General features: G+C 41.6%; 20 protein-coding genes. 4 read left to right on the top strand and 16 right to left on the bottom strand.

What is annotated here, in order from left to right; translation table 11 throughout:
- Positions 1 to 33: 33 nt before the first annotated feature.
- From CS931_RS07280 to CS931_RS07210, 15 genes are all read right to left on the bottom strand, one after another.
- Positions 34 to 1,065, bottom strand: a complete 1,032-nt coding sequence (locus CS931_RS07280; RefSeq protein ID WP_099205096.1) for a 3-deoxy-7-phosphoheptulonate synthase — start codon at positions 1,063 to 1,065, stop codon at positions 34 to 36.
- Between the two features lie 83 nt (positions 1,066 to 1,148).
- Entirely contained in the window at positions 1,149 to 1,727 is a 579-nt protein-coding gene (locus CS931_RS07275) for a DJ-1/PfpI family protein (protein WP_099205095.1), read from the bottom strand.
- Between the two features lie 312 nt (positions 1,728 to 2,039).
- On the bottom strand, positions 2,040 to 2,804 hold the full coding sequence (locus tag CS931_RS07270) for an acetyl-CoA carboxylase carboxyltransferase subunit alpha (protein ID WP_099205094.1): 765 nt from the start codon (positions 2,802 to 2,804) through the stop codon (positions 2,040 to 2,042).
- 2 nt (positions 2,805 to 2,806) lie between these two features.
- Positions 2,807 to 3,652, bottom strand: a complete 846-nt coding sequence (accD, locus tag CS931_RS07265) for an acetyl-CoA carboxylase, carboxyltransferase subunit beta (protein ID WP_099205152.1) — start codon at positions 3,650 to 3,652, stop codon at positions 2,807 to 2,809.
- A 13-nt stretch (positions 3,653 to 3,665) separates the two neighbouring features.
- The gene (locus CS931_RS07260; RefSeq protein ID WP_099205093.1) at positions 3,666 to 4,976 is read right to left on the bottom strand and encodes an acetyl-CoA carboxylase biotin carboxylase subunit; all 1,311 of its coding nucleotides are present in this window, start codon (positions 4,974 to 4,976) and stop codon (positions 3,666 to 3,668) included.
- Positions 4,977 to 4,985: 9 nt separating this feature from the next.
- Complete coding sequence (fabZ, locus tag CS931_RS07255; RefSeq protein WP_099205092.1) at positions 4,986 to 5,417, bottom strand: 3-hydroxyacyl-ACP dehydratase FabZ; 432 nt, start codon at positions 5,415 to 5,417, stop codon at positions 4,986 to 4,988.
- Between the two features lie 182 nt (positions 5,418 to 5,599).
- Entirely contained in the window at positions 5,600 to 6,073 is a 474-nt protein-coding gene (accB, locus tag CS931_RS07250; protein ID WP_099205091.1) for an acetyl-CoA carboxylase biotin carboxyl carrier protein, read from the bottom strand.
- 18 nt (positions 6,074 to 6,091) lie between these two features.
- Positions 6,092 to 7,330, bottom strand: a complete 1,239-nt coding sequence (gene fabF, locus CS931_RS07245) for a beta-ketoacyl-ACP synthase II (RefSeq protein ID WP_099205090.1) — start codon at positions 7,328 to 7,330, stop codon at positions 6,092 to 6,094.
- Positions 7,331 to 7,473: 143 nt separating this feature from the next.
- Positions 7,474 to 8,217, bottom strand: a complete 744-nt coding sequence (gene fabG, locus CS931_RS07240) for a 3-oxoacyl-[acyl-carrier-protein] reductase (protein WP_099205151.1) — start codon at positions 8,215 to 8,217, stop codon at positions 7,474 to 7,476.
- Positions 8,218 to 8,327: 110 nt separating this feature from the next.
- Complete coding sequence (locus CS931_RS07235; protein ID WP_099205089.1) at positions 8,328 to 8,729, bottom strand: NUDIX hydrolase; 402 nt, start codon at positions 8,727 to 8,729, stop codon at positions 8,328 to 8,330.
- 62 nt (positions 8,730 to 8,791) lie between these two features.
- On the bottom strand, positions 8,792 to 9,706 hold the full coding sequence (gene fabD / locus CS931_RS07230) for an ACP S-malonyltransferase (RefSeq protein WP_099205088.1): 915 nt from the start codon (positions 9,704 to 9,706) through the stop codon (positions 8,792 to 8,794).
- Between the two features lie 168 nt (positions 9,707 to 9,874).
- Positions 9,875 to 10,822, bottom strand: a complete 948-nt coding sequence (locus tag CS931_RS07225) for a nitronate monooxygenase (RefSeq protein ID WP_099205087.1) — start codon at positions 10,820 to 10,822, stop codon at positions 9,875 to 9,877.
- Between the two features lie 250 nt (positions 10,823 to 11,072).
- Entirely contained in the window at positions 11,073 to 12,029 is a 957-nt protein-coding gene (locus CS931_RS07220; protein WP_099205086.1) for a beta-ketoacyl-ACP synthase III, read from the bottom strand.
- Between the two features lie 125 nt (positions 12,030 to 12,154).
- On the bottom strand, positions 12,155 to 12,883 hold the full coding sequence (gene ymfI, locus CS931_RS07215) for an elongation factor P 5-aminopentanone reductase (protein WP_099205085.1): 729 nt from the start codon (positions 12,881 to 12,883) through the stop codon (positions 12,155 to 12,157).
- A gap of 105 nt (positions 12,884 to 12,988) precedes the next feature.
- The gene (locus CS931_RS07210) at positions 12,989 to 13,720 is read right to left on the bottom strand and encodes a 16S rRNA (uracil(1498)-N(3))-methyltransferase (protein WP_099205084.1); all 732 of its coding nucleotides are present in this window, start codon (positions 13,718 to 13,720) and stop codon (positions 12,989 to 12,991) included.
- A 456-nt stretch (positions 13,721 to 14,176) separates the two neighbouring features.
- On the opposite strand from CS931_RS07210, the gene CS931_RS07205 reads away from it, so the two are divergent.
- Together CS931_RS07205 and CS931_RS07200 are read left to right on the top strand one after the other, a co-directional pair.
- Complete coding sequence (locus CS931_RS07205) at positions 14,177 to 15,547, top strand: VCBS repeat-containing protein (protein WP_099205083.1); 1,371 nt, start codon at positions 14,177 to 14,179, stop codon at positions 15,545 to 15,547.
- 59 nt (positions 15,548 to 15,606) lie between these two features.
- Positions 15,607 to 16,311 (top strand): response regulator transcription factor, encoded by a 705-nt coding sequence (locus tag CS931_RS07200; protein ID WP_099205082.1) that lies wholly within the window; start codon positions 15,607 to 15,609, stop codon positions 16,309 to 16,311.
- 20 nt (positions 16,312 to 16,331) lie between these two features.
- On the opposite strand, the gene CS931_RS07195 is transcribed toward CS931_RS07200, so the two are convergent.
- Positions 16,332 to 16,535 carry a DpnI domain-containing protein gene (locus tag CS931_RS07195; protein ID WP_099205081.1) on the bottom strand — a complete coding sequence of 68 codons (204 nt, stop codon included), beginning with the start codon at positions 16,533 to 16,535 and terminating at the stop codon, positions 16,332 to 16,334.
- 134 nt (positions 16,536 to 16,669) lie between these two features.
- On the opposite strand from CS931_RS07195, the gene rsmI reads away from it, so the two are divergent.
- Together rsmI and pyk are read left to right on the top strand one after the other, a co-directional pair.
- Positions 16,670 to 17,512, top strand: a complete 843-nt coding sequence (gene rsmI, locus CS931_RS07190; protein ID WP_099205080.1) for a 16S rRNA (cytidine(1402)-2'-O)-methyltransferase — start codon at positions 16,670 to 16,672, stop codon at positions 17,510 to 17,512.
- Positions 17,513 to 17,892: 380 nt separating this feature from the next.
- Entirely contained in the window at positions 17,893 to 19,635 is a 1,743-nt protein-coding gene (gene pyk, locus CS931_RS07180) for a pyruvate kinase (protein ID WP_099205078.1), read from the top strand.
- Positions 19,636 to 19,641: the final 6 nt, after the last annotated feature.

Genomic DNA, 19,641 nt, shown 5'->3' with positions numbered 1-19,641 from the left:
TAAAAATACAAATAAATCTTTCAAGCAGTGAAATTAACAGTTTTCAGCAATCTTATAGAGCAATCTTTCTGTATCTTCCCAGCCAAGGCAAGGGTCGGTAATCGATTTTCCATAGATGCGCTGGCAATCAATCGGTTGAGTTCCCTCAACAAGATAGCTTTCAATCATGACACCCTTAATCAGCTTTTTGAGGCTGGGGTTGTAATTTCGACTGTGCAAAATTTCACTGACAATGCGAATTTGCTCTTTAAATTGTTTGTTTGAATTTGAATGATTCACGTCGATAATGGCGGCTGGATTTTTCAAATCCAATTTTTCATACATGCTGGATAGTCGAATTAAATCTTCATAGTGGTAGTTCGGCACACTGTTACCGTATTTATTCACACCACCACGTAGAATGACGTGAGATAAATCATTGCCGTTGGTAGCAACTTCAGCATTTCGGTAGATAAAATGGTGGCTGCCTTGTGCAGCTAATACCGAATTGAACATAACCGAAAAATCACCGCTAGTAGGGTTTTTCATACCAACAGGGATGTCCATTCCACTGGCAGTTAAACGGTGCTGCTGATTTTCAACCGAGCGTGCGCCAATGGCTTCATACGAAAGGAGGTCATCTAAATAGGCACGGTTTTCAGGGTAAAGCATTTCATCAGCAGAGGTTAACCCCGTGTTCTCGATTACATGAATGTGCATTTTACGAATGGCCAAAATACCGGCCATCAGATTTGGTTTTTCATCAGGAGAGGGTTGGTGGAGCATCCCTTTGTAGCCCTCACCGGTGGTGCGGGGTTTGTTGGTGTAAACCCGAGGAATCACCAGAACTTTTTCTGCTATTTTTTCACTCAAATCAGCCAGTTTTTCACAGTATTCCAAAACAGAATCTTCGCTGTCAGCCGAGCAAGGTCCGACAATAGCGACAAACTTGTTTGATTTTCCTGTAAAAACATCGCGAATTTCGGCATCTCTCTTTTGTTTGTGAGCAGCAAGTTCTTTTGATAAGGGATGAATCGCCTTTAATTCATCAGGATCAGGCAGCTGCTTAATAAAATTCATAGACATGGGGGTTACAATCCTTTCTAGAACATAAACTTCTTATAGAGTAAAATATTTTTTCCTGTTTATCATAAGGGTACTTGTAAAAACTAAAAACCCATAGCCGTTTTCACCAATTGCATTTGTGTTTCATCTGTCAATATTTTTAAAAGCTCAAAGGCAACAGATGCGGCCGTTTCAGGGCAATAAGAGGTAATAATATTGTCATCGACAACAATGGGTTGATTGATGACGGCAACACCAAAATCTGCTAGCTGCTTTTGACGATAGGCATTTTTCAGATGATAGGTAGTAGCTTTTTTTCCTAATAGGATACCACTCTTACCAAGGGGTAAGGCGGCCACACAAATGGTTGCAATGGTCTTTCCTGCTCGGTCAAATTGACGGATAATATCTAAAAATTTCTTATCGTATGCCTCTTCATAAAAGCCAAACTCTTCAAATCCCCCAGAGATAGCAAGAGCATCGTAATCATCAATAGAAATCTCGTCTATGGTTTTGTCAACCCGAATGGGTATATTAAAAGTACTGACCACAGTCTTGTGAAAACCACAAGTTTCAATTTCTATGTCTATACCAAAGTCGTTTCTTGCCCAGCCAAACACATCTACAAACACACTAAAGTCCATGGTTTCAAACCCTTTTGCCAAAAGAAGTAAAACTTTCATATTTAAAACTCATTCCATTATTTGTACTATCGAGAAAATCGTTGCGTAACAAGTTATTAATTTGTTGGGTCTATAACCCAACTGAATACAACAAAGCTAGAATCTATTATACCATAAAACCTCTTTAAAAATGGAAGTTGCCGCTTGCGGCAGGAGGCACCTCGTGCCGACAATCCATTTTTCCAATGAGTCCAACTTGTTGGACTCTATTATACCATAATTTAAGAATAGCAGTATTCTTTACGCAAAATTTTACAATCTATTAAAAATAAAAGAGAATCTGAATTTGGCATTTGTCAGATTCTCTTCTTTTTAATATTTACGGAAACGTTCATAACGGTTTGCCAACAACGTCTCGACAGGTAAAGCAGAAAGCAAAGAAAGGTGTTGTTGCAAATCTTCTTTAATGTCGCAGTAAACTTCATCGAAGCTTGCTTTTTCTGCAAAAATTTTCTCGATGATTTGCATTTTCAGCATATCTTCTGCTGTAATTTTCAGGCATTCAGCAGCCTCTTTTACTTTTTTAGAATCTTTCCAAAGAATGCTGGCACAGCCCTCAGGAGAAATAACAGAATAGACAGCGTTTTCCATCATCCAAACTTCATCGGCTACGGCCAAAGCTAAAGCACCGCCGCTGCCACCTTCACCAATCAACATAGAAATAACAGGAACTCTTAAATCCATCATTTCCATAAGATTTTCAGCAATTGCCTGTCCCTGTCCTCTTTCTTCTGCACCAATGCCGCAAAAAGCACCGGAGGTATCAATAAAACAGACCACGGGACGACCGAATTTTTCGGCTTGCTTCATAAGCCGAAGCGCTTTTCGATAACCTTCGGGATTGGGAGCGCCAAAATTTCGATTAATTTTGTCCTTCAAATCTCGTCCCTTTTCAATGGCAATGACGGTAACAGGTTTACCGTCAAGAGTAGCAATGCCACCAATAATAGCGGCATCATCAGAAAAACGGCGGTCACCATGAAGCTCAAAAAAGTCATCGAAGATATTATGGATAAAAGAAACACCGGTAGGTCGACCTGCAGAACGTGTGATTTTCAGTTTTTCATAAGCGCCCATAATCACACCTCCTTTTTATGAAGAATCAGCAGCTTAGAAAGGACTTCTCGTTGATTTGTTCTGTCAACAATAGAATCCACAAAACCATGAGAGAGCAAAAACTCTGATTTTTGAAAGCCAGTAGGCAACTTTTTGCGAATAGTTTGTTCAATTACCCTTGCACCGGCAAATCCAATAGTGGCGTTCGGTTCAGCAAGAATAATATCGCCTTCCATAGCAAAGCTGGCCGTAACACCGCCTGTAGTAGGGTCGGTCAGTACGACAATGTAAAGAAGCCCTTGATTGCTATGCTTTTTTACAGCCCCACTGGTTTTTGCCATCTGCATAAGAGAAAGAATACCTTCTTGCATTCTAGCACCACCCGAAACGGTAAAGCCGATAACAGGGAGCTGATTTTCGGTGGCATATTCAAAAAGAGCCGTAATTTTCTCGCCGACAATGGTACCCATACTGCCCATCATAAACGAAGGGTCCATGGCAAAAATAGCACATTTTTCACCCTTGATGAGAGCTGTTCCACAAAGGGCAGCCTCTTTTTCACGAGAAACGAGCCTTGCATTTTTTAGCTTGGTAGGGTAACCGGGAAATTCTAAGAGGTCTTTGCTTTTCAAATCGGCATTTAATTCCACAAAGCTATCAGCATCGGTTAGAAAACCAATGCGTTGTCTCGGGCTTAGACGAAAATGATGACTGCACTCAGGGCAGACTTTCTCATTCTCCCATAAGTCAGATTCGTTTAAAACAGCACCACATCCGGGACAAGTTGTTTGAATCCCGCTATTTTCTTCACTACCTGCTTTGCGTCCCCCTTTTTCCAGTTCATTTTGGGGAGAGCGGAACAGTCCCATCAAATCCACGTTATCAGCTCCTGTTTTTCATAAAATCTGTAAAATAATTTCCTGATTTAAAGTCGGGGTCACGAACAATGGCAATCTGACTTTCAATATTGTTCTTGGTTCCATCTACAACCAGTTCGCAAAGGGCCGATTGCATTTTACGAATCGCTTCTTCTCTTGTAGAAGAATATACAATCAATTTGCCCAGCATAGAATCATAATAAGGCGGGACATCATAGCCCTGGTAGACAAAAGTATCAAATCGAACCCAAGGACCGCCCGGCATAATAAAGAAATTAATTTTGCCGGCACTTAAGGCGTTGATACGACATTCAATGGCAGCGCCTTTGACTTCAATATCTTTTTGCGTGAAATCAAGCGGAACGCCCGCTGCAATACGAATCTGCCATTTAACAATGTCAATTCCTGTGACCAATTCAGAGACAGGGTGTTCAACTTGTAATCGGGTATTCATTTCCATAAAGTAAAAATTCCCGGCGGTATCCATCAAAAATTCAACTGTGCCGGCATTCATATAACCAACTGCTTTAGCGGCCTTTGTAGCAGCTTCAATCAGCTTTTCGCGTGTTTTATCGTCGACTGCGGAAGAAGGAGATTCTTCAATTAACTTTTGATTGTTTTTTTGAATGGAGCATTCACGCTCACCTAAACAGACAACCGTTCCTTTTTCATCGGCCAAAAGCTGCACTTCAATATGCTTGACAGGACTAAGGAATTTTTCAAGATACATTCTGCCGTCGCCAAACGCTTTTTGAGCCTCATTTGAAGCAGTCTTAAATTCTTTCTCCATGCCCTCCGGGTTTGTGACCAAGCGAATGCCTTTTCCCCCACCGCCGGCACTGGCTTTGAGCAAAATAGGATACCCAATTTTTTCAGCGGCGATTTTCGCTTCTTCAAAATCTTTGAGGATGTCACTGCCGGGTGTAGTTGGCACACCGTTTTCTTTCATCACTCGTCTAGCGGTATCTTTGTCGCCCATTTTAGAGATAATGTCAGAATTGGGGCCAATAAAACAAATGCCGTGTCGTTCGCACATTTTGGCAAAGTCGGCATTTTCAGATAAAAAGCCATAGCCAGGGTGAATGGCTTGCGCTTTGGTCGCGAGAGCCGCTGAAATAATGCGTTTTTTATCAAGATAGCTTTCAGAAGCAGGCGCTTTTCCAATGCAAATCGCCAAGTCTGCCAAAGCAACATGCAAAGATTCTTTGTCGGCTTCTGAATAGACGGCAACGGTAAAAATACCCATCTCTTTGCAGGCTCTGATAATACGAATCGCAATTTCGCCCCGATTGGCAATTAAAATTCTTGTGAACATACAGACTCCTTATGCTTGTGTTTTTTCTTCTGACACAAGCGCAAAAGAAAATTCAGCACTTACCGCCAGTTTGCCGCCGACAGTTCCCTTGCCTTTAGCAAAATAAAAGTTTCCTCTGGTGCGCACAATTTCACATTCTGTTTCAAAAATATCACCCGGTTTGACAGGATTTCTAAACTTCACTTTATCAAGACTGGTAAAGAAAGGGGTACATTTTTCGGTTTGTCCGCTGGCAAGCAGTACGCAGGCAGACTGAGCAAGCATTTCACAAAGAATAACACCCGGCACTACAGGATTGCCCGGGAAATGTCCTTGCAAAAAATATTCATCACCTTTTAAGGTGTATTTTCCTTTTGATTTGCCGTCAATTAGTTCAACCTCTTCTACGAGAAGCATAGGTTCTCTATGGGGCAATATATTTTTAATTTCTTCTTTATTCATGATGATTAACCCTTTCCATGCCGCAGAATGGGCATTAACGGTAAAACATATAAAATATTGGCACATGGCTTAGTTTCGCTCTTTTTGCATCATGACCTAAAGGAAAAAGAGAGACGCTAGTTTTATCCAAGCACATATCTATTACAATATCGAATAACCTTATTTAAAATAAAATGACTTCGTTAAACAATGCGGAAAAGCGGTTGACCATATTCAATCACTTGACCGTTTCCTACACAGATTTCAGCAATAGTACCGTCAAAATCAGAAGTAATTTCATTCATTAACTTCATCGCTTCGACGATGCAAAGAATATCACCCTTTTTCACTTTTGAGCCAATTTGAACGAAAGATTCGCTGTCAGGAGAAGGCGAAGCATAAAAGATACCCACTGTAGGGGATGTAACTAGGTTTCCTTGGCAAGAAGTAGTGTCATCTGTGACAATGGTAGTAACAGTATCAGCTTGGCCAATTATACCAACGCTGGCTGCGTCTCTCCATTCATTAGCGCTGAATGGTACAGGAAAAGAGTTGGCAGAAGCGGCAGGAGATTGTCTTTCCAAAGTGATTTCAGTATCATTTTCTTTGATTGAAATCGAAGTCAAGTTAGCATCTGTCATAATGGCGGCAAGCTTCTCGATTTGTTTGATATCCATTCGAATTCTCCTTGAAAATTAGTCGTTTACTTTTCTGAAAGCAAGATAGGCGTTATGTCCGCCAAAACCCAGTGAAGCAGAAAGAGCCAGCTCAATATCAGCACTTCGAGCTTGATTCGGCACATAGTCGAGGTCGCAAGCAGGGTCAGGTTCTTGATAGTTAATGGTAGGTGGAACAATACCATTTTTTAGCGCTAGAATACAGGCAATCGCTTCTACTGCACCCGCAGCTCCAAGCATGTGCCCTGTCATAGATTTGGTAGAACTGACCATTACCTTATGGGCGTTTTCTTCGCCCAAAGCCTTTTTAATGGCAAGGGTTTCGCAACTGTCATTCATAGGGGTGCTTGTTCCGTGTGCATTGACATATAATTTCGAGAAATCGTCGATTCCTCCTGCTTCATCATACGCCATCTTAAGAGCTCTTGCACCGCCAATAGCTTCAGGGTGTGGTGCAGTAATGTGGTGAGCATCACAAGTGACACCATAGCCCACAATTTCACCGTAAATTTTCGCGCCTCTAGCAATAGCATGATCGTAGTTTTCAAGAATTAAAATACCAGCACCTTCACCCATGACAAAACCACTGCGACGTGCGTCAAACGGGGTACAAGCTTTTGATGGGTCTTCTTCAGAAGTAAGCGCTTTCATATTGGCAAATCCGGCTACACCAACTGGTACGATAGCGGCTTCTGCGCCACCGGCTACGGTAGCATCTAAATAGCCATGCTTAATCGCACGATAAGCTTCACCAATGGCATTATTGCCCGTGGCACAAGCGGTTGTAACAGGCAGACATTCCCCTTGCAGATTGTATTTAATCGCAATAATGCCACCTGCGATATTGGCAATTAGTTTAGGTATAAAATAAGGAGAAACCTTTTTGGTACCTTTTTCAAGCAAGGCAGTTTGTTCTTCGGCAAAAGTTCCAAGGCCACCAATACCAGAACCGACATAGGTGCCGATTCTTTCAGGCTCAATGCTATCAATAATTTTGCTGTCTTCCATGGCTTGTGTAGCAGCGGCTAGAGCATACTGTGCAAATAAGTCATTTTTGCGAATATCTGACTTTTCCATATATTGCAAAGGTTCAAAATCTTTGACTTCAGCCGCCACTTTCACTTTATGGTCAGCTGTATCAAATTTGGTAATCAGTCCAATACCGGATTTTCCGTTTTTTAGCCCGTCCCAAAGCGCATCTACTGTGTTGCCCAGCGGTGTAACCGCGCCAAGACCTGTAACAACTACTCGGTTCATTCACTCACCTCACGACATGTCAAAGCATGTTCTTGTTTAAAATAAATCAGAAGATAAAATGTCTGTTAAAAATATAGCATAGTATAGCATAAATAAAAAATAAAATCAAAATGAATCCTAAAGAAATTAAGTAAGAATAGGAACTACATGGCAAGACCGCCGTCTACCTTCAAGACCTCGCCCGTGATGTAGTCAGAATAAGGACCGACCAAAAAAGCAACGGCATTGGCGATGTCTTCAGCTGTGCCCATACGGTTCATTGGGGTAGAAGAAAGAAGCTTATTGTCTTTGCTGATTTCTTGTGTCATATCCGTGGCAATAAATCCGGGAGCAACTGCATTGCAGTTGACATTTCTGGCGGCAAGCTCTCTCGCAACAGATTTTGTCAGACCGATAAGCCCTGCTTTTGAAGAAGAATAATTTGTCTGTCCAGCGTTGCCCATAATGCCGGAAACAGAAGTGATATTAACAATTTTACCACTCCTCTTGCGCATAAAAGTCTTATAACAGCTCTTTGTCATGTTAAAGGCGCCTTTCAGATTGATATCCAAAACAGCATCATAATCAGATTCTTTCATAGAAAGCATTAATCCGTCACGGGTAATGCCTGCATTGTTAATAAGAATATCAACAGTGCCGAAATCTTCAAGCACTTCTTTAATAGAATCCTGTGTGTTTTCAAGCTTCGATACATCACAGATGTAAGATTTCACTTTTACACCCAGTTCTTCAATCATTCGGCAGCTTTCGGCAGCCTCATTGGGGTCGCCAACATATAAAATCGCGATGTCAGCACCTAAAGAAGCAAGCTTGACAGCAATAGCACGGCCAATTCCTCTTGAGCCTCCGGTCACGACAGCGGTTTTTCCTTGCAGTTCTGATGTCATCATAATGTGTGTCCTTTCAAAAAAATCTAATGATTAGTGATTTATCAATAAAATAGAAATTTAAACGCAGTATTCTTAACAGTATTCTCTAATTCAGAAAGTAATAAACGCTATAGCGATAGTTTTGCTTTTACATACTCCAAATGCTTAGGGTGGATTAAGGGAAATGAAAGTTCATCGGGGATGTCGTCGAAAAAGTCAATCTTTTCAATTTCAAAGGGGGGCAAACTGCCGAATGCGGTAATATCGGCATAGAATAACATACCAAAGTTGTTAATCTTGTAAATACAAATTGGTTTTATTTCAAACTCTTTAGCACCTGTTTCTTCAAACAATTCTCTTTTTGCCGTTTCAAAAATAGATTCATCCTTTTCTCGATGACCGCCGGGGATTTCCCATTTTCGTGTTTTGTTTTTGCAAAAAACCCATTGGCTTTTATATTGTGCGGCAATAACAGCGTACTTTAATAGGGAATCATCTATCTGAGCAAGGTCGTAAAAGGTTAAATTCATACAGCATTCATCCTTTCAAAAAAGTCCAGTATTTAAAAAAAGGAAAGAAGCAAAGCAAAATCTTATAAAAGGTGAGCCATCGCTTCCTGCAAACTTTCTTTATCCTGAACGGCAAACACCTGAACATCTTTCAATGTTTTTTTAATTAGACCACTAAGCGTTTTGCCAGGGCCAACCTCGATGAAGGTATCGACACCGTCAGCGGCCATGTTTTCAAGAATAGACTGCCACTTGACCGGGTGGTTAATTTGGTTCGTGATTCTAGATTTTGCTTCTTCTACTGTATAGAGAGCGGCGTCTAAATTGGAATAAATCGGAATTTGCGGTGTATAAAGCGTTAGGCCATCTAAAACAGAAGAAAGCTCTTTTGCTGCATCATTCATAAAAGGAGAGTGAAAGCCACCACTGACATTTAGCAGAACGGCTCTGCCTTTTTCTTCGCCAACTCGCTTCACAAATAATGCTAGTTCACTCTTTTCGCCAGCCACTACCAGCTGTTTCGGGCAGTTATAATTAACGGGGTAAACCTGTTTAAATTCTTGGCAGAGTGTTTCTACTTGCTCATTTGAAAGTTTGAGGACAGCCGCCATAGAACCGGGATGGTTTTCCGCTGAGTTCTGCATAGCAGCCGCTCGGCGACAAACAAAATCAAAGCCATCTGCCTCGCTGAAAATACCGCTAAAAGTAAGCGCTGCGATTTCCCCAAGTGAAAATCCGGCAACACAATCGGGATGAATGCCTGCTTCTACCAAAGCTCTTGCGGCGGCTAAATCGACGGAATACAAACAAGGCTGTGTATTTTTGGTCAGTGACAGCTCCTCGTCACTCCCGCTGAAGCATTGTGCAGAGGTACCTGGGCGAATAGAATCAGCAATGTCAAAAACAGATTTGGCAGCGGCACTGTGTTCATATAGCTCTTTGCCCATACCGCTATATTGAGCACCTTGTCCGGCAAATACAAATGCGATTTTTCCCATGGAGAATTCCTTTCCAAATTCAAATAATAATAGGTAAAAAGATGATTTTTAATGTCAAGCAGACCCAAAGGTATATGAAACGGGCAGCCAAACAATAGGGTATTTATTAGCATAAAAATTGGTAGCTATATCGCTTTTTAGGGCAATACAGCTTGGAGTTTTTTTGTTTTATTGTATAGAAAAGCGATTAGCACCTGAAAGAATCTTCTCTGCCCCAGTCACAACATCAAGAATGATATCGGCTGCTGGTTCTTCTTTGGTGACAAGGGCGCTGATTTGTCCGGCACAGAAAGAACCGGTTTTTTCGTCGCCTTCAATAGCGGCACGATAGAGTGCTCCACCGCCAAGCTTTTCGAGTGCTTCGTCAGTTATATCACTGTACTCTGCTTTAAGATAATCTTTGGCAAATTGATTGCGCAGACCTCTAACCGGGTGGCCCAAGCGTTTACCGGTGGTCATGGTAGCCAAGTCATTTGCTTTGATAATTTTCTTTTTGTAGTTGGGGTGGACACCACATTCTTCTGCGACCAAAAAGCGTGTGCCCATTTGCACACCGACAGCGCCTAACATCAAAGCAGCAGCCATGCCCCGTCCGTCGGCAATACCGCCGGCGGCTATGACAGGCAGGTTGGTATTGTCGCAGATAATAGGAACCAACGTCATCGTGGTTAGTTCACCAACGTGACCGCCGCTCTCGCCTCCCTCAGCAATAACCGCAGAAGCGCCTGCTTTTGTGACAAGCTTTGCCATACCAACAGAAGCAACAACCGGAATGACTTTGATACCAGCTTCAATCCACATGGTCATAAATTTAGAGGGATTGCCGGCGCCGGTGGTGACAACGTCAATTTTTTCATCGGCAACTAGCTTTGCCACTTCGTCAGCAAAGGGACTTAACAGCATAATGTTGACACCAAAAGGTTTGTCTGTTAGAGAACGAGCAATGTCAATTTGCTTTTTGAGATAGGCAGCGTCTGCGTTCATGGCAGAAATCAGACCAAGACCGCCTCCGTTTGAAACAGCAGCAGCCAGTTTTCCGTCAGAAATCCAAGCCATGCCTCCTTGAAATACAGGATATTGAATGCCCAATAGGTCACAAAGTTCTGTTTTTATCATATGTAATCTCCTTTATTAAGGGTGCTGCTGTCATAAGCAGCCAATCGGTGGTAATAGAGCCCTATAAAAATGGGTTAATGGACAGTAAAACAATGCGAAATTAAAGTTTTTTATGACGCAAAACCCTACACCAAGTATATTATAAATTTGTATTGTAGGCCAATTGAAAAAAACAAGCTTTTAAAGATACAGAAACAAAAGCGTTAGCGGGTGAATTTTATCAAGATATTGGGGTTGTTAGAGGAACAATTTACCATGAAATAACAGCACCACCGCAAGTAAGGCCGCCACCAAAGCCAACTATGACGATTTTGTCGCCGGCTTTCAGTTTGCCTTCACGATTGAGTTCATCTAATAAAATCGGGATACTGGCAGAAGAAGTGTTGCCGTAGCGGTCGATATTCACACAAAAACGCTCTTTGTCGATTGATGGAAAACGATTGCTGGCTTCTTGAATAATGCGATAGTTTGCTTGGTGAGGAACAACCCATGCAATGTCTTCGGGTTTCACGTCGGCCAACTCCAACGCCTTTTCAATTTCATCCGGAACGGCTTTCACGGCAAATTTGTATGTCTCGCGGCCGTTCATAGCAATATGAGCATCCACTATTTCATTTTCATAGAAAGGAGAAGCAGCAAGGTGGGTTGGAATATTAATAGCATCATCACCGCCATAAGTGGACATATGAGAGGATAGATAGCCTTCGCCTTCTCCCAGCACAGCAGCACCGGCACCGTCGCCAAAGATACAGCAAGTGCCTCTGTCGGTCCAATCAATCATGCTGCTGAGGCGTTCGGCACTGACAATCAGCACTTTTTTGACGGCCTTGCGGGCAAAATAACCAGCGGCAACGTCTAAGGCAAAAACAAAACCAGAGCAAGCGGCACTCATATCAAAAGCGGGACAAGAGGCGCCAATACGGTTTTGAACCATGCAGGCAATACCAGGAGAAACACTGTCGGGAGAAATGGTTGTGCCAATGATTAAGTCAAGTTCTTCAGGTTTAATGCCAGAAATTTCTAGTGCTTGAAGAGCCGCTTGTTCAGCCATATCCAGCGTAGTTTCTGTTGTACAAACATGACGTTGTTTTACACCAATCCGTTTGGTAATCCATTCATCAGACGTATCAATGCGCTGTGAAAGCTCTTCATTTGTCAGAATTTTTTTTGGCAGAAAACGACCTGTTCCTAAAATTTTAAAGCTCATATTTTTTCTCCCATACTAAAAAATAGTTGAAATCGTATCTATCTTTTAAGGTAAAAATAGACGATAGAAATTGCATTATCTTGTTCATTTTATAAAATAAAAGACGTTTTGTCAATGAAAGAACATTAGGCGAGTCCACCGTTTACTCCGACAATCTGCCCCGTAATAAATTGATTTTCAGCAAGAAAGACCGCTGTTTCGGCAACATCAGACGGTTGTCCCATTTTGCAAAGCGGTGTTTCTTCACAGAAAAGAGAAATATCCTCTTGCGAAAGATGACTGTTCATTTTGGTTTCAATAAGTCCTGGGGCAATGGCATTTACGCGAATGCCAGAAGGCCCTTCTTCTTTGGCAAGCGCTTTTGTTAGACCAATGATGGCGGCTTTGGTGGCAGAATAGGCCACTTCACAAGAAGCACCGACTTCGCCCCAAATGGAACTGATGTTAACAATAGCACCTTCTTTGCGGCGAATCATAGGAATCAGTGCCCTTTTACAGCAAAGAAAAACAGAAGTCAAATTGGTCTGCAGCAGGTTTTGCCATTCATCATAGCTTACATCGGTAAATAATCCCATTTGAGAAATACCGGCATTGTTAATCAGTATGTCTACAAATCCAAACTTCGCTTCTGCAGCGTCAAAAAGTGCAGATACGTCTTTTTCATTTCGAATATCAGCTTGCACGCAAATACCCTCGCCGCCAAGTTCTTGCACCTTTTTGAGCGTATCCTCAGCAGCTTTTTGATTATGAAGGTAGGCAATAACGACCTGATACCCTTTTTTAGCAAACTCGTGGGCAATAGCAGAGCCAATGCCGCCGCTTGCACCCGTTACGAGTACCGTTTTCTTTTTCATAGCAACTCTCCTGTATTCAACATTTTACCGAGACAATGTTGAATAAATTCAAAACATGTAATAAATAAAAAAGCTTTATAAAGAGATAAAAGCGAAACGCACGATTTACTCCATATCGCCTTTAGCAAAGAGCAGAGCAGATAAAGCGGCAACGGGTGCGGTTTCTGTTCGCAAAATGCGTTTGCCAAGTGTACAGACTATAGCCTTATGTTGAATGGCAAAGTCGGCTTCTTCTTGAGCATAACCACCCTCGGGGCCAATAAAAACAGAGATTGTGTTGCCTGCATGTGCAATAGCGGTTGAAAGCGGAGTGCCACCCTTTTCATAAAAGAACAAGACATCGCCTTGGGCGGCAGCCTGTTTAATTGCCTTGTTAAAAGATAAAGGTGAATGAATTAATGGAATAATTCCTCTCCCACTTTGCTTGGCAGCTTCTAGGGCAATTTTTTGTAGTCGAGCTAATTTTTTATCGGTATTTTTGTCTGTTAATTTAGAAATACATCGCTCACTTTCTACCGGTGTAATGGAAATGCAGCCCAATTCTGTCACCTTTTGCACGACAGATTCCAGCTTGTCCTTTTTGGGCAAAGACTGGTAGAGGTGAATTTTGGTGGCAGGTTCGGTCTCGTTGGTTTTGGCAGAAAGTATTTTTACGACAACCATATCCTCTTGAAAAGATTGGATTTCACATTCGTAGTCTGTTCCGAGTTTATCGCAAAGAACCAGTTCATCACCTGTTTTCATGCGCAGAGAACGAGAAATATGGCGGCCGTTTTCACCGTCAAGCAAAAACTGAGTAGCGTCTCCAAGAGGAGTATCAATAAAAAATCTAGGCATAGTAAGAATTTCCTTAGTGAAAAAATGATAGATTAAAAAATAATGTTTTCTAGGTGAACATAAAAGCTTAAAAAGGCAGACCGAGCTTGTTTTTGCAGAGGCAAGACTTTTCGACTATTTTACCACAAAACAATGGGGAAATCTATCGTTATAAAGCGAATACAGTTTGAATCATTTTGCCACAGTAAAAAACTAATCAAACTAAGACGTAAATATAGAAGGCGAACAGAAGAATTTTCATGGGAAAAAAGAGGTAGATTTCATTAAATCAAGCGAATAAATATTTTTAAGTTCACTTTGTAACTTTTTTGTGATAATATAAAGCCAAAAGAATTGTTAGCGTGACAGAACAATCCTAAAAATGTTATAATGATTTACGCATGTTTTTTATGCGAAAAATTTAAGAAACTTTACAAATAAAAATTAAGGACTACAAAAGGATAGGGAGGTTTTCTGGTGGTAAAAAAGTTGACACGAATAGGAACCGTTTTACTGCTGCTTTTTTTATTGAGCGGCTGTGCTGTCACCGGATTAGACGCCCAAGCCTTGATGTCACCTCCGAATGCCAATGCCGATCAACAAGAAGTTCATCATCTGTTGGTGGGAGAAAAAACGGAAGTCAGTTTTGTTTATCCCAAAAACGGCGAATACCGTTCTGCGATTATTATGCAAGATTTTACGGGTGACGGAGTAGATGATGCACTAGGGTTTATTCTACTTGAAACAGGTGGAGCAGAAGTGAAGTTTCTCTCTAAAAATGAAGAGGGTGTTTGGAAGGTCATTGCTTCTTTCAAAAATCCGGCGACACAGGTTGATAGGGTTTGTTTTGGCGATTTGACAGGCAACGGCAGCGCAGATGTCATTGTCGGCTGGGGAAATACACAGAACAATATGTCAGCTTCTTTGAGTGTCTATCACTATCAGCAAGGTTCCATCAAAGAAATGCAGACGAAAAATACCTATGGCGGTATGACATTAACTGACTTTGATGATGATGGAGTGATGGAGATTTTCGCAATCCAGCGTGCTGTTCCGGCGGCCGAAGATAGCCAAGAAAGTCTGCCTGCCAAAGCGGAGTGGATTCAAGTCAGAGGAGAAGAGCTGGTGTCGGTGCTATCGACCGAAGCAGACAGCAGTGTTGTGAAATATTCTTCCATTCAATTTGGGAAGATTGCGCAGAATCAGTCTGCTGTGGTGCTGGATGGCACAAAAGCAGACAGCAGCATGACCACACAGATTTTTTATATGGGTACTGGCAGACGGCTTATGAACGTGCCGAAAGGGGTCAATGACGAAACAACGGCAAACCCGCTTTACCGTCCCCCCGGAGCCGGCGGTACCGCAAGAGATATCAATCATGACGGCATTATAGAATTTCCGATTGTGTCGCCGTTGCCCGCGCTTTTAGAGTCTTCGTCACTTGACTCAACTAGTTTTTTGGTTGAGTGGAGTAAGATTGATTTAGAGACCATGAGCTATAAAAGCATTAAGAGAACATTGATGAATCTTGCAGAGAATTATTGGTTTATTCTGCCGGGTAACATGGTGGGCCGAATTACGGCCATCAATGACAGCAAATTAAAAGCGGTTACCTACTATGCGGTGACGCCGGGAGAAAGTGAAGAAAAACAAGCCCTACTGGGTTCTCCCCTATTTACGATTCGTGTGTTTACCAAATCAGCTTGGGAGCAGCGAGGCGCAACAGGAGGCTATGAGCTTTTGGCAGAAAAGAATGACTATGTTTACGGCATTTCGGTTTTAAATACAGATGGCGAAAACTTGACAGCAATTAAACGGATTAAAAAGAGCTTTCAAATAGGCGAATAGATTCTGAAAAGATAAAAGAGCAAAAGTTAACCATGTTAACAAGAAAGGCGGCCAACCACATGAAAAGAGTTTTGGTGGCAGAAGATGAGCAAAATATCAGAGAATTTGTTGTTATTAATTTAAAGCGTGCAGGTTATGAAACCTATGAAGCTGCTAACGGAGAAGAGGCTATTGCGCTCTATGACAGTCTGCACGGAGAAATAGATGTTGCCGTTTTAGATATTATGATGCCCGGTAAATATGATGGCCTTGAGGTTTGTAAGCACTTAAGAAAAGAGAACAATTCGGTAGGTATCATTATGCTGACCGCTAAAACACAAGAAATGGACAAAGTGAACGGGCTTATGATGGGGGCAGATGATTATGTATCAAAGCCGTTTAGTCCGTCAGAACTAGTTGCCCGTGTAGATGCCATCTATCGTCGGGTAGAGCTTGCCGCAGAGCGTCAAGAAGATAAGCTTCGTGATGAAATGAAAAGCGGTGAATTCACTCTCAATCTGCGAAATCGATTGCTTTTTAAAAACGGCAGTCCTATTGAGTTGACACAGGTAGAATTCCAAATTATGGAGTATTTTTTCTCAAACCCAGAGTTAACACTAGAGAGAAGGGCTATTTTGCAATATGTTTGGGGTCCGTCTTATGTAGGAGAAGAAAAAATTGTCGACGTGAATATTCGGCGTCTGCGCATGAAGGTTGAAGATGAGCCTTCTTCGCCTAAACATATTGTAACGGTGTGGGGACTTGGCTATCGTTGGGCGATATAGTATGCCACACGATGATAATATTAAGTCTGATTCAATTCATCAATCATTTTAATAACTTGATAACGTTCGTTACAAGAAGGGCACACGTAATCGGTGTTGCTTTTCTTTGCTTTTTGATGAAAATGTTTAAGGTACGAATAGCCGCATTGAGGGCAAGCTGTTTTTTCACCGATTAGCAGTCGTTTAATCAAAATTACTTCTTCTTGTGCTGATTGAGTGTACATGAAACCGTGCTCCTTCACTTTGTTTGTTTTTATGTTTTCCAGTATATCAAAAAACAAGCAAGAAAGCACTTCTAAGACAAGACGGTAGGATATTGCAGGGAAATAGAATCAATGATTTGACTAAAGGGGAAGCTATGGAAATTGAAAAAAGAACTTTATATATTGTAGGAACACCCATCGGGAATTTGGGAGATTTGTCACCGCGAGCTGTAGAGGTGCTTGAAAAGGTAGACTTCATTGCGGCAGAAGATACAAGGGTTACACTTAAGCTGTTAAATCATTTTGGCATAAAAAAACCGATGATTAGCTACTTTGAGCATAACAAAGCGGAACGAGGCGGCTGGATTACGTCCAGAATACAAGGTGGGGAAAGCTGCGCGCTGGTTTCAGATGCCGGAATGCCGGCAATTTCTGATCCGGGTGAAACCTTGGTGGCAGAATGTGCCGAAGCAGGCATTCCTGTCTATGCTGTGCCAGGCCCTAGCGCCGTAATTGCCGCATTGGCTGTCAGCGGTTTGCCGACAGGGCGATTTACTTTTGAGGGTTTTCTGAGCATGAACAAAAAGAATCGTCATGAACATTTGCTTTCTCTGCAAAATGAAAACAGAACTATGGTGTTTTATGAAGCACCCCATAAGCTGAGAAGAACACTCTCTGATTTGTATAAGGTGTTTGGCGAAAGAAAAATTGCGATGGTAAGAGAAATCACTAAAATCCATGAAGAAGCACTGCGTATGAATCTTTCAGAAGCGGCCAAACTCTATAAAGACAAAGAGCCTAGAGGAGAATTTGTTTTGGTCATTGAGGGAGCAGCGTTGCCCGAGAGAGAAAAAGAAATTACTTTAGAGGAAGCGGTAGAAATGGCAGAAAACTTGATGAAACAAGGACAGTCTGCCAGTGATGCTGCCAAAGCCGCCGTTTTAGATACGACAATAAAAAAAGGTGATGTTTATCGCTGCTTGTCAAGGAATAACTAGTTTTCAAACAAAAAATGTATTTGAAACATGATGATATAGAAAAACTGATAGAGAAAAATTTTAGGCAGAAAAAGTTGGATCAACGTAAAAATTGATTCAACTTTTTTAAAAAGGAAAATAAAAATAAAATGAATTACTATGGGGTAAAATACTTGCATAGGTGAAATCAATAAAATTGGCTTAAAAAGTCGAATAATCTGATAAAATTGCTTTTTTGCACAAATTGTTAACATAGATTTGACATAAATTTCACAAACAATTAGACGATCAGCTAATGACAAACAGGTTGACAAGTGATATAATACGGATATAATGCGGAAAAATTTCGATTTTTCAGTTTTTAATTTGGTTTTTAACCCATGGAAAGGTGATGATTACGGTTGAGAAAGACAAAAATTATTTGTACTTTAGGACCTGCAACCGAAGATGAAAATGTTTTGCGAGAGCTTATGCTGGCGGGTATGAACGCAGCCCGATTTAATTTTTCACACTGCACGCATGAAGACGCTCTTAAAAAATTAGAGGCTGTTACGCGCATTAGAGAAGAATTGAAACTGCCAATTCCTACGCTTTTGGATACCAAAGGCCCAGAAATTAGGCTTAAGACTTTTAAAGAAGGCCGTGTTGAACTAGAAAATGGCCAAACCTTTACGCTGACTACTCGTGAAATTGAGGGCGATGACAAAATTGTTTCGGTCAGCTATCCAAATTTCCCTAAAGATATTCATACAGGCGCCGCTGTTTTAATTGATGACGGCTTAGTTGAAATGGAAGTTACGCGTGTAACGGATACAGACGTAGTCTGTTCTGTCATAGCTGGCGGTGTGATTTCTAATCATAAAGGCGTGAACGTACCCGGCTCTCAGCTTTCAATGCCTTTTGTCAGTGAAAAAGACAGAGCAGACATTATTTTTGGGATTGAGAATGGCTTTGATTTTATCGCTGCTTCTTTCACAAGAAGTGCAGCCGATATTTTAGAAATTCGTAAAATCTTGACAGAATATAATTGCCATAATATCAATATCATTGCAAAGATTGAGAACATGGAGGGTGTCGAGAATATTGACGAGATTCTTCGTGTGGTAGAAGGCATCATGGTTGCCCGCGGAGATATGGGCGTTGAGATTCCTCTTGAGGAAGTACCGGTTCTGCAGAAAAAGTTGATTGCCAAAGCCTATAAAGCAGGCAAGCAGGTTATCACAGCAACACAGATGCTAGAATCTATGATTAAGAACCCCCGTCCCACTCGTGCAGAGGCAACAGATGTGGCCAATGCAATTTATGACGGGACAAGCTGTATCATGCTTTCAGGCGAAACAGCCGCAGGAAAATATCCGGTTGAGGCAGTTAAGACCATGGTTAGAATTGCTCGTGAAGCCGAAGCAAATATTAATTATGTCAAGCGTTTTAATATGAGAGATAACTCTGACGTTGCATTCGACGTAACCAATGCAATTTCTCATGCTTCTTGTACCACGGCACATGATTTAGGAGCAAAAGCGATTATTACCGTTACAAAATCAGGGATTACCGCCAGAGAGATTTCAAAATTCCGTCCCTTCTCCCCTATTGTTGGTTGCACGATGGAAGAAAAAGTGTGCCGTCAGTTGAATCTCTCTTGGAACGTCTACCCGGTATTGATTCAGGAAGAAACGGATATTGACGCTTTGTTTGATCACGCCGTAGATGCCGCAGAAAATGCAGGTATTGTTTCCAGCGGGGATATTGCCGTTATTACGGCTGGTATGCCCCTTGGTATTACCGGAACTACCAATATGATGAAAGTACACGTGGTAGGTCATATCCTTACAACCGGTACAGGCATAACAGAAAAGACCGTTTCCGCAAGGCTTTGTGTCTGTGAAGATTTGGAAGAAGTAAAAACCAAGTTTGCCGACGGCGACATTTTGGTAGTTTCTCATACAGACAATTCGATTGTTGAATACCTACGTCATGCCTCGGGAATTATCACCGAAAAAGAAGGCATGAACACGCACGCAGCTATTGCTGGATATGCCATGGATATTCCTGTTATTTTGGGTGCTAAAAACGCAACCAAGATTTTAAAAAGTGGAGCCGTTGTAAAAATGGATGCCAAAACGGGCTATGTATCAGCTTGCTAACTTTTT

Origin of the sequence: Scatolibacter rhodanostii (assembly GCF_900197595.1) — a bacterium.
GTDB classification, from domain to species: Bacteria; Bacillota; Clostridia; order Oscillospirales; family Acutalibacteraceae; genus Scatolibacter; species Scatolibacter rhodanostii.
Note: the sequence above shows the minus strand (reverse complement) of the source record. Positions and strands in the feature narration are given on the sequence as shown.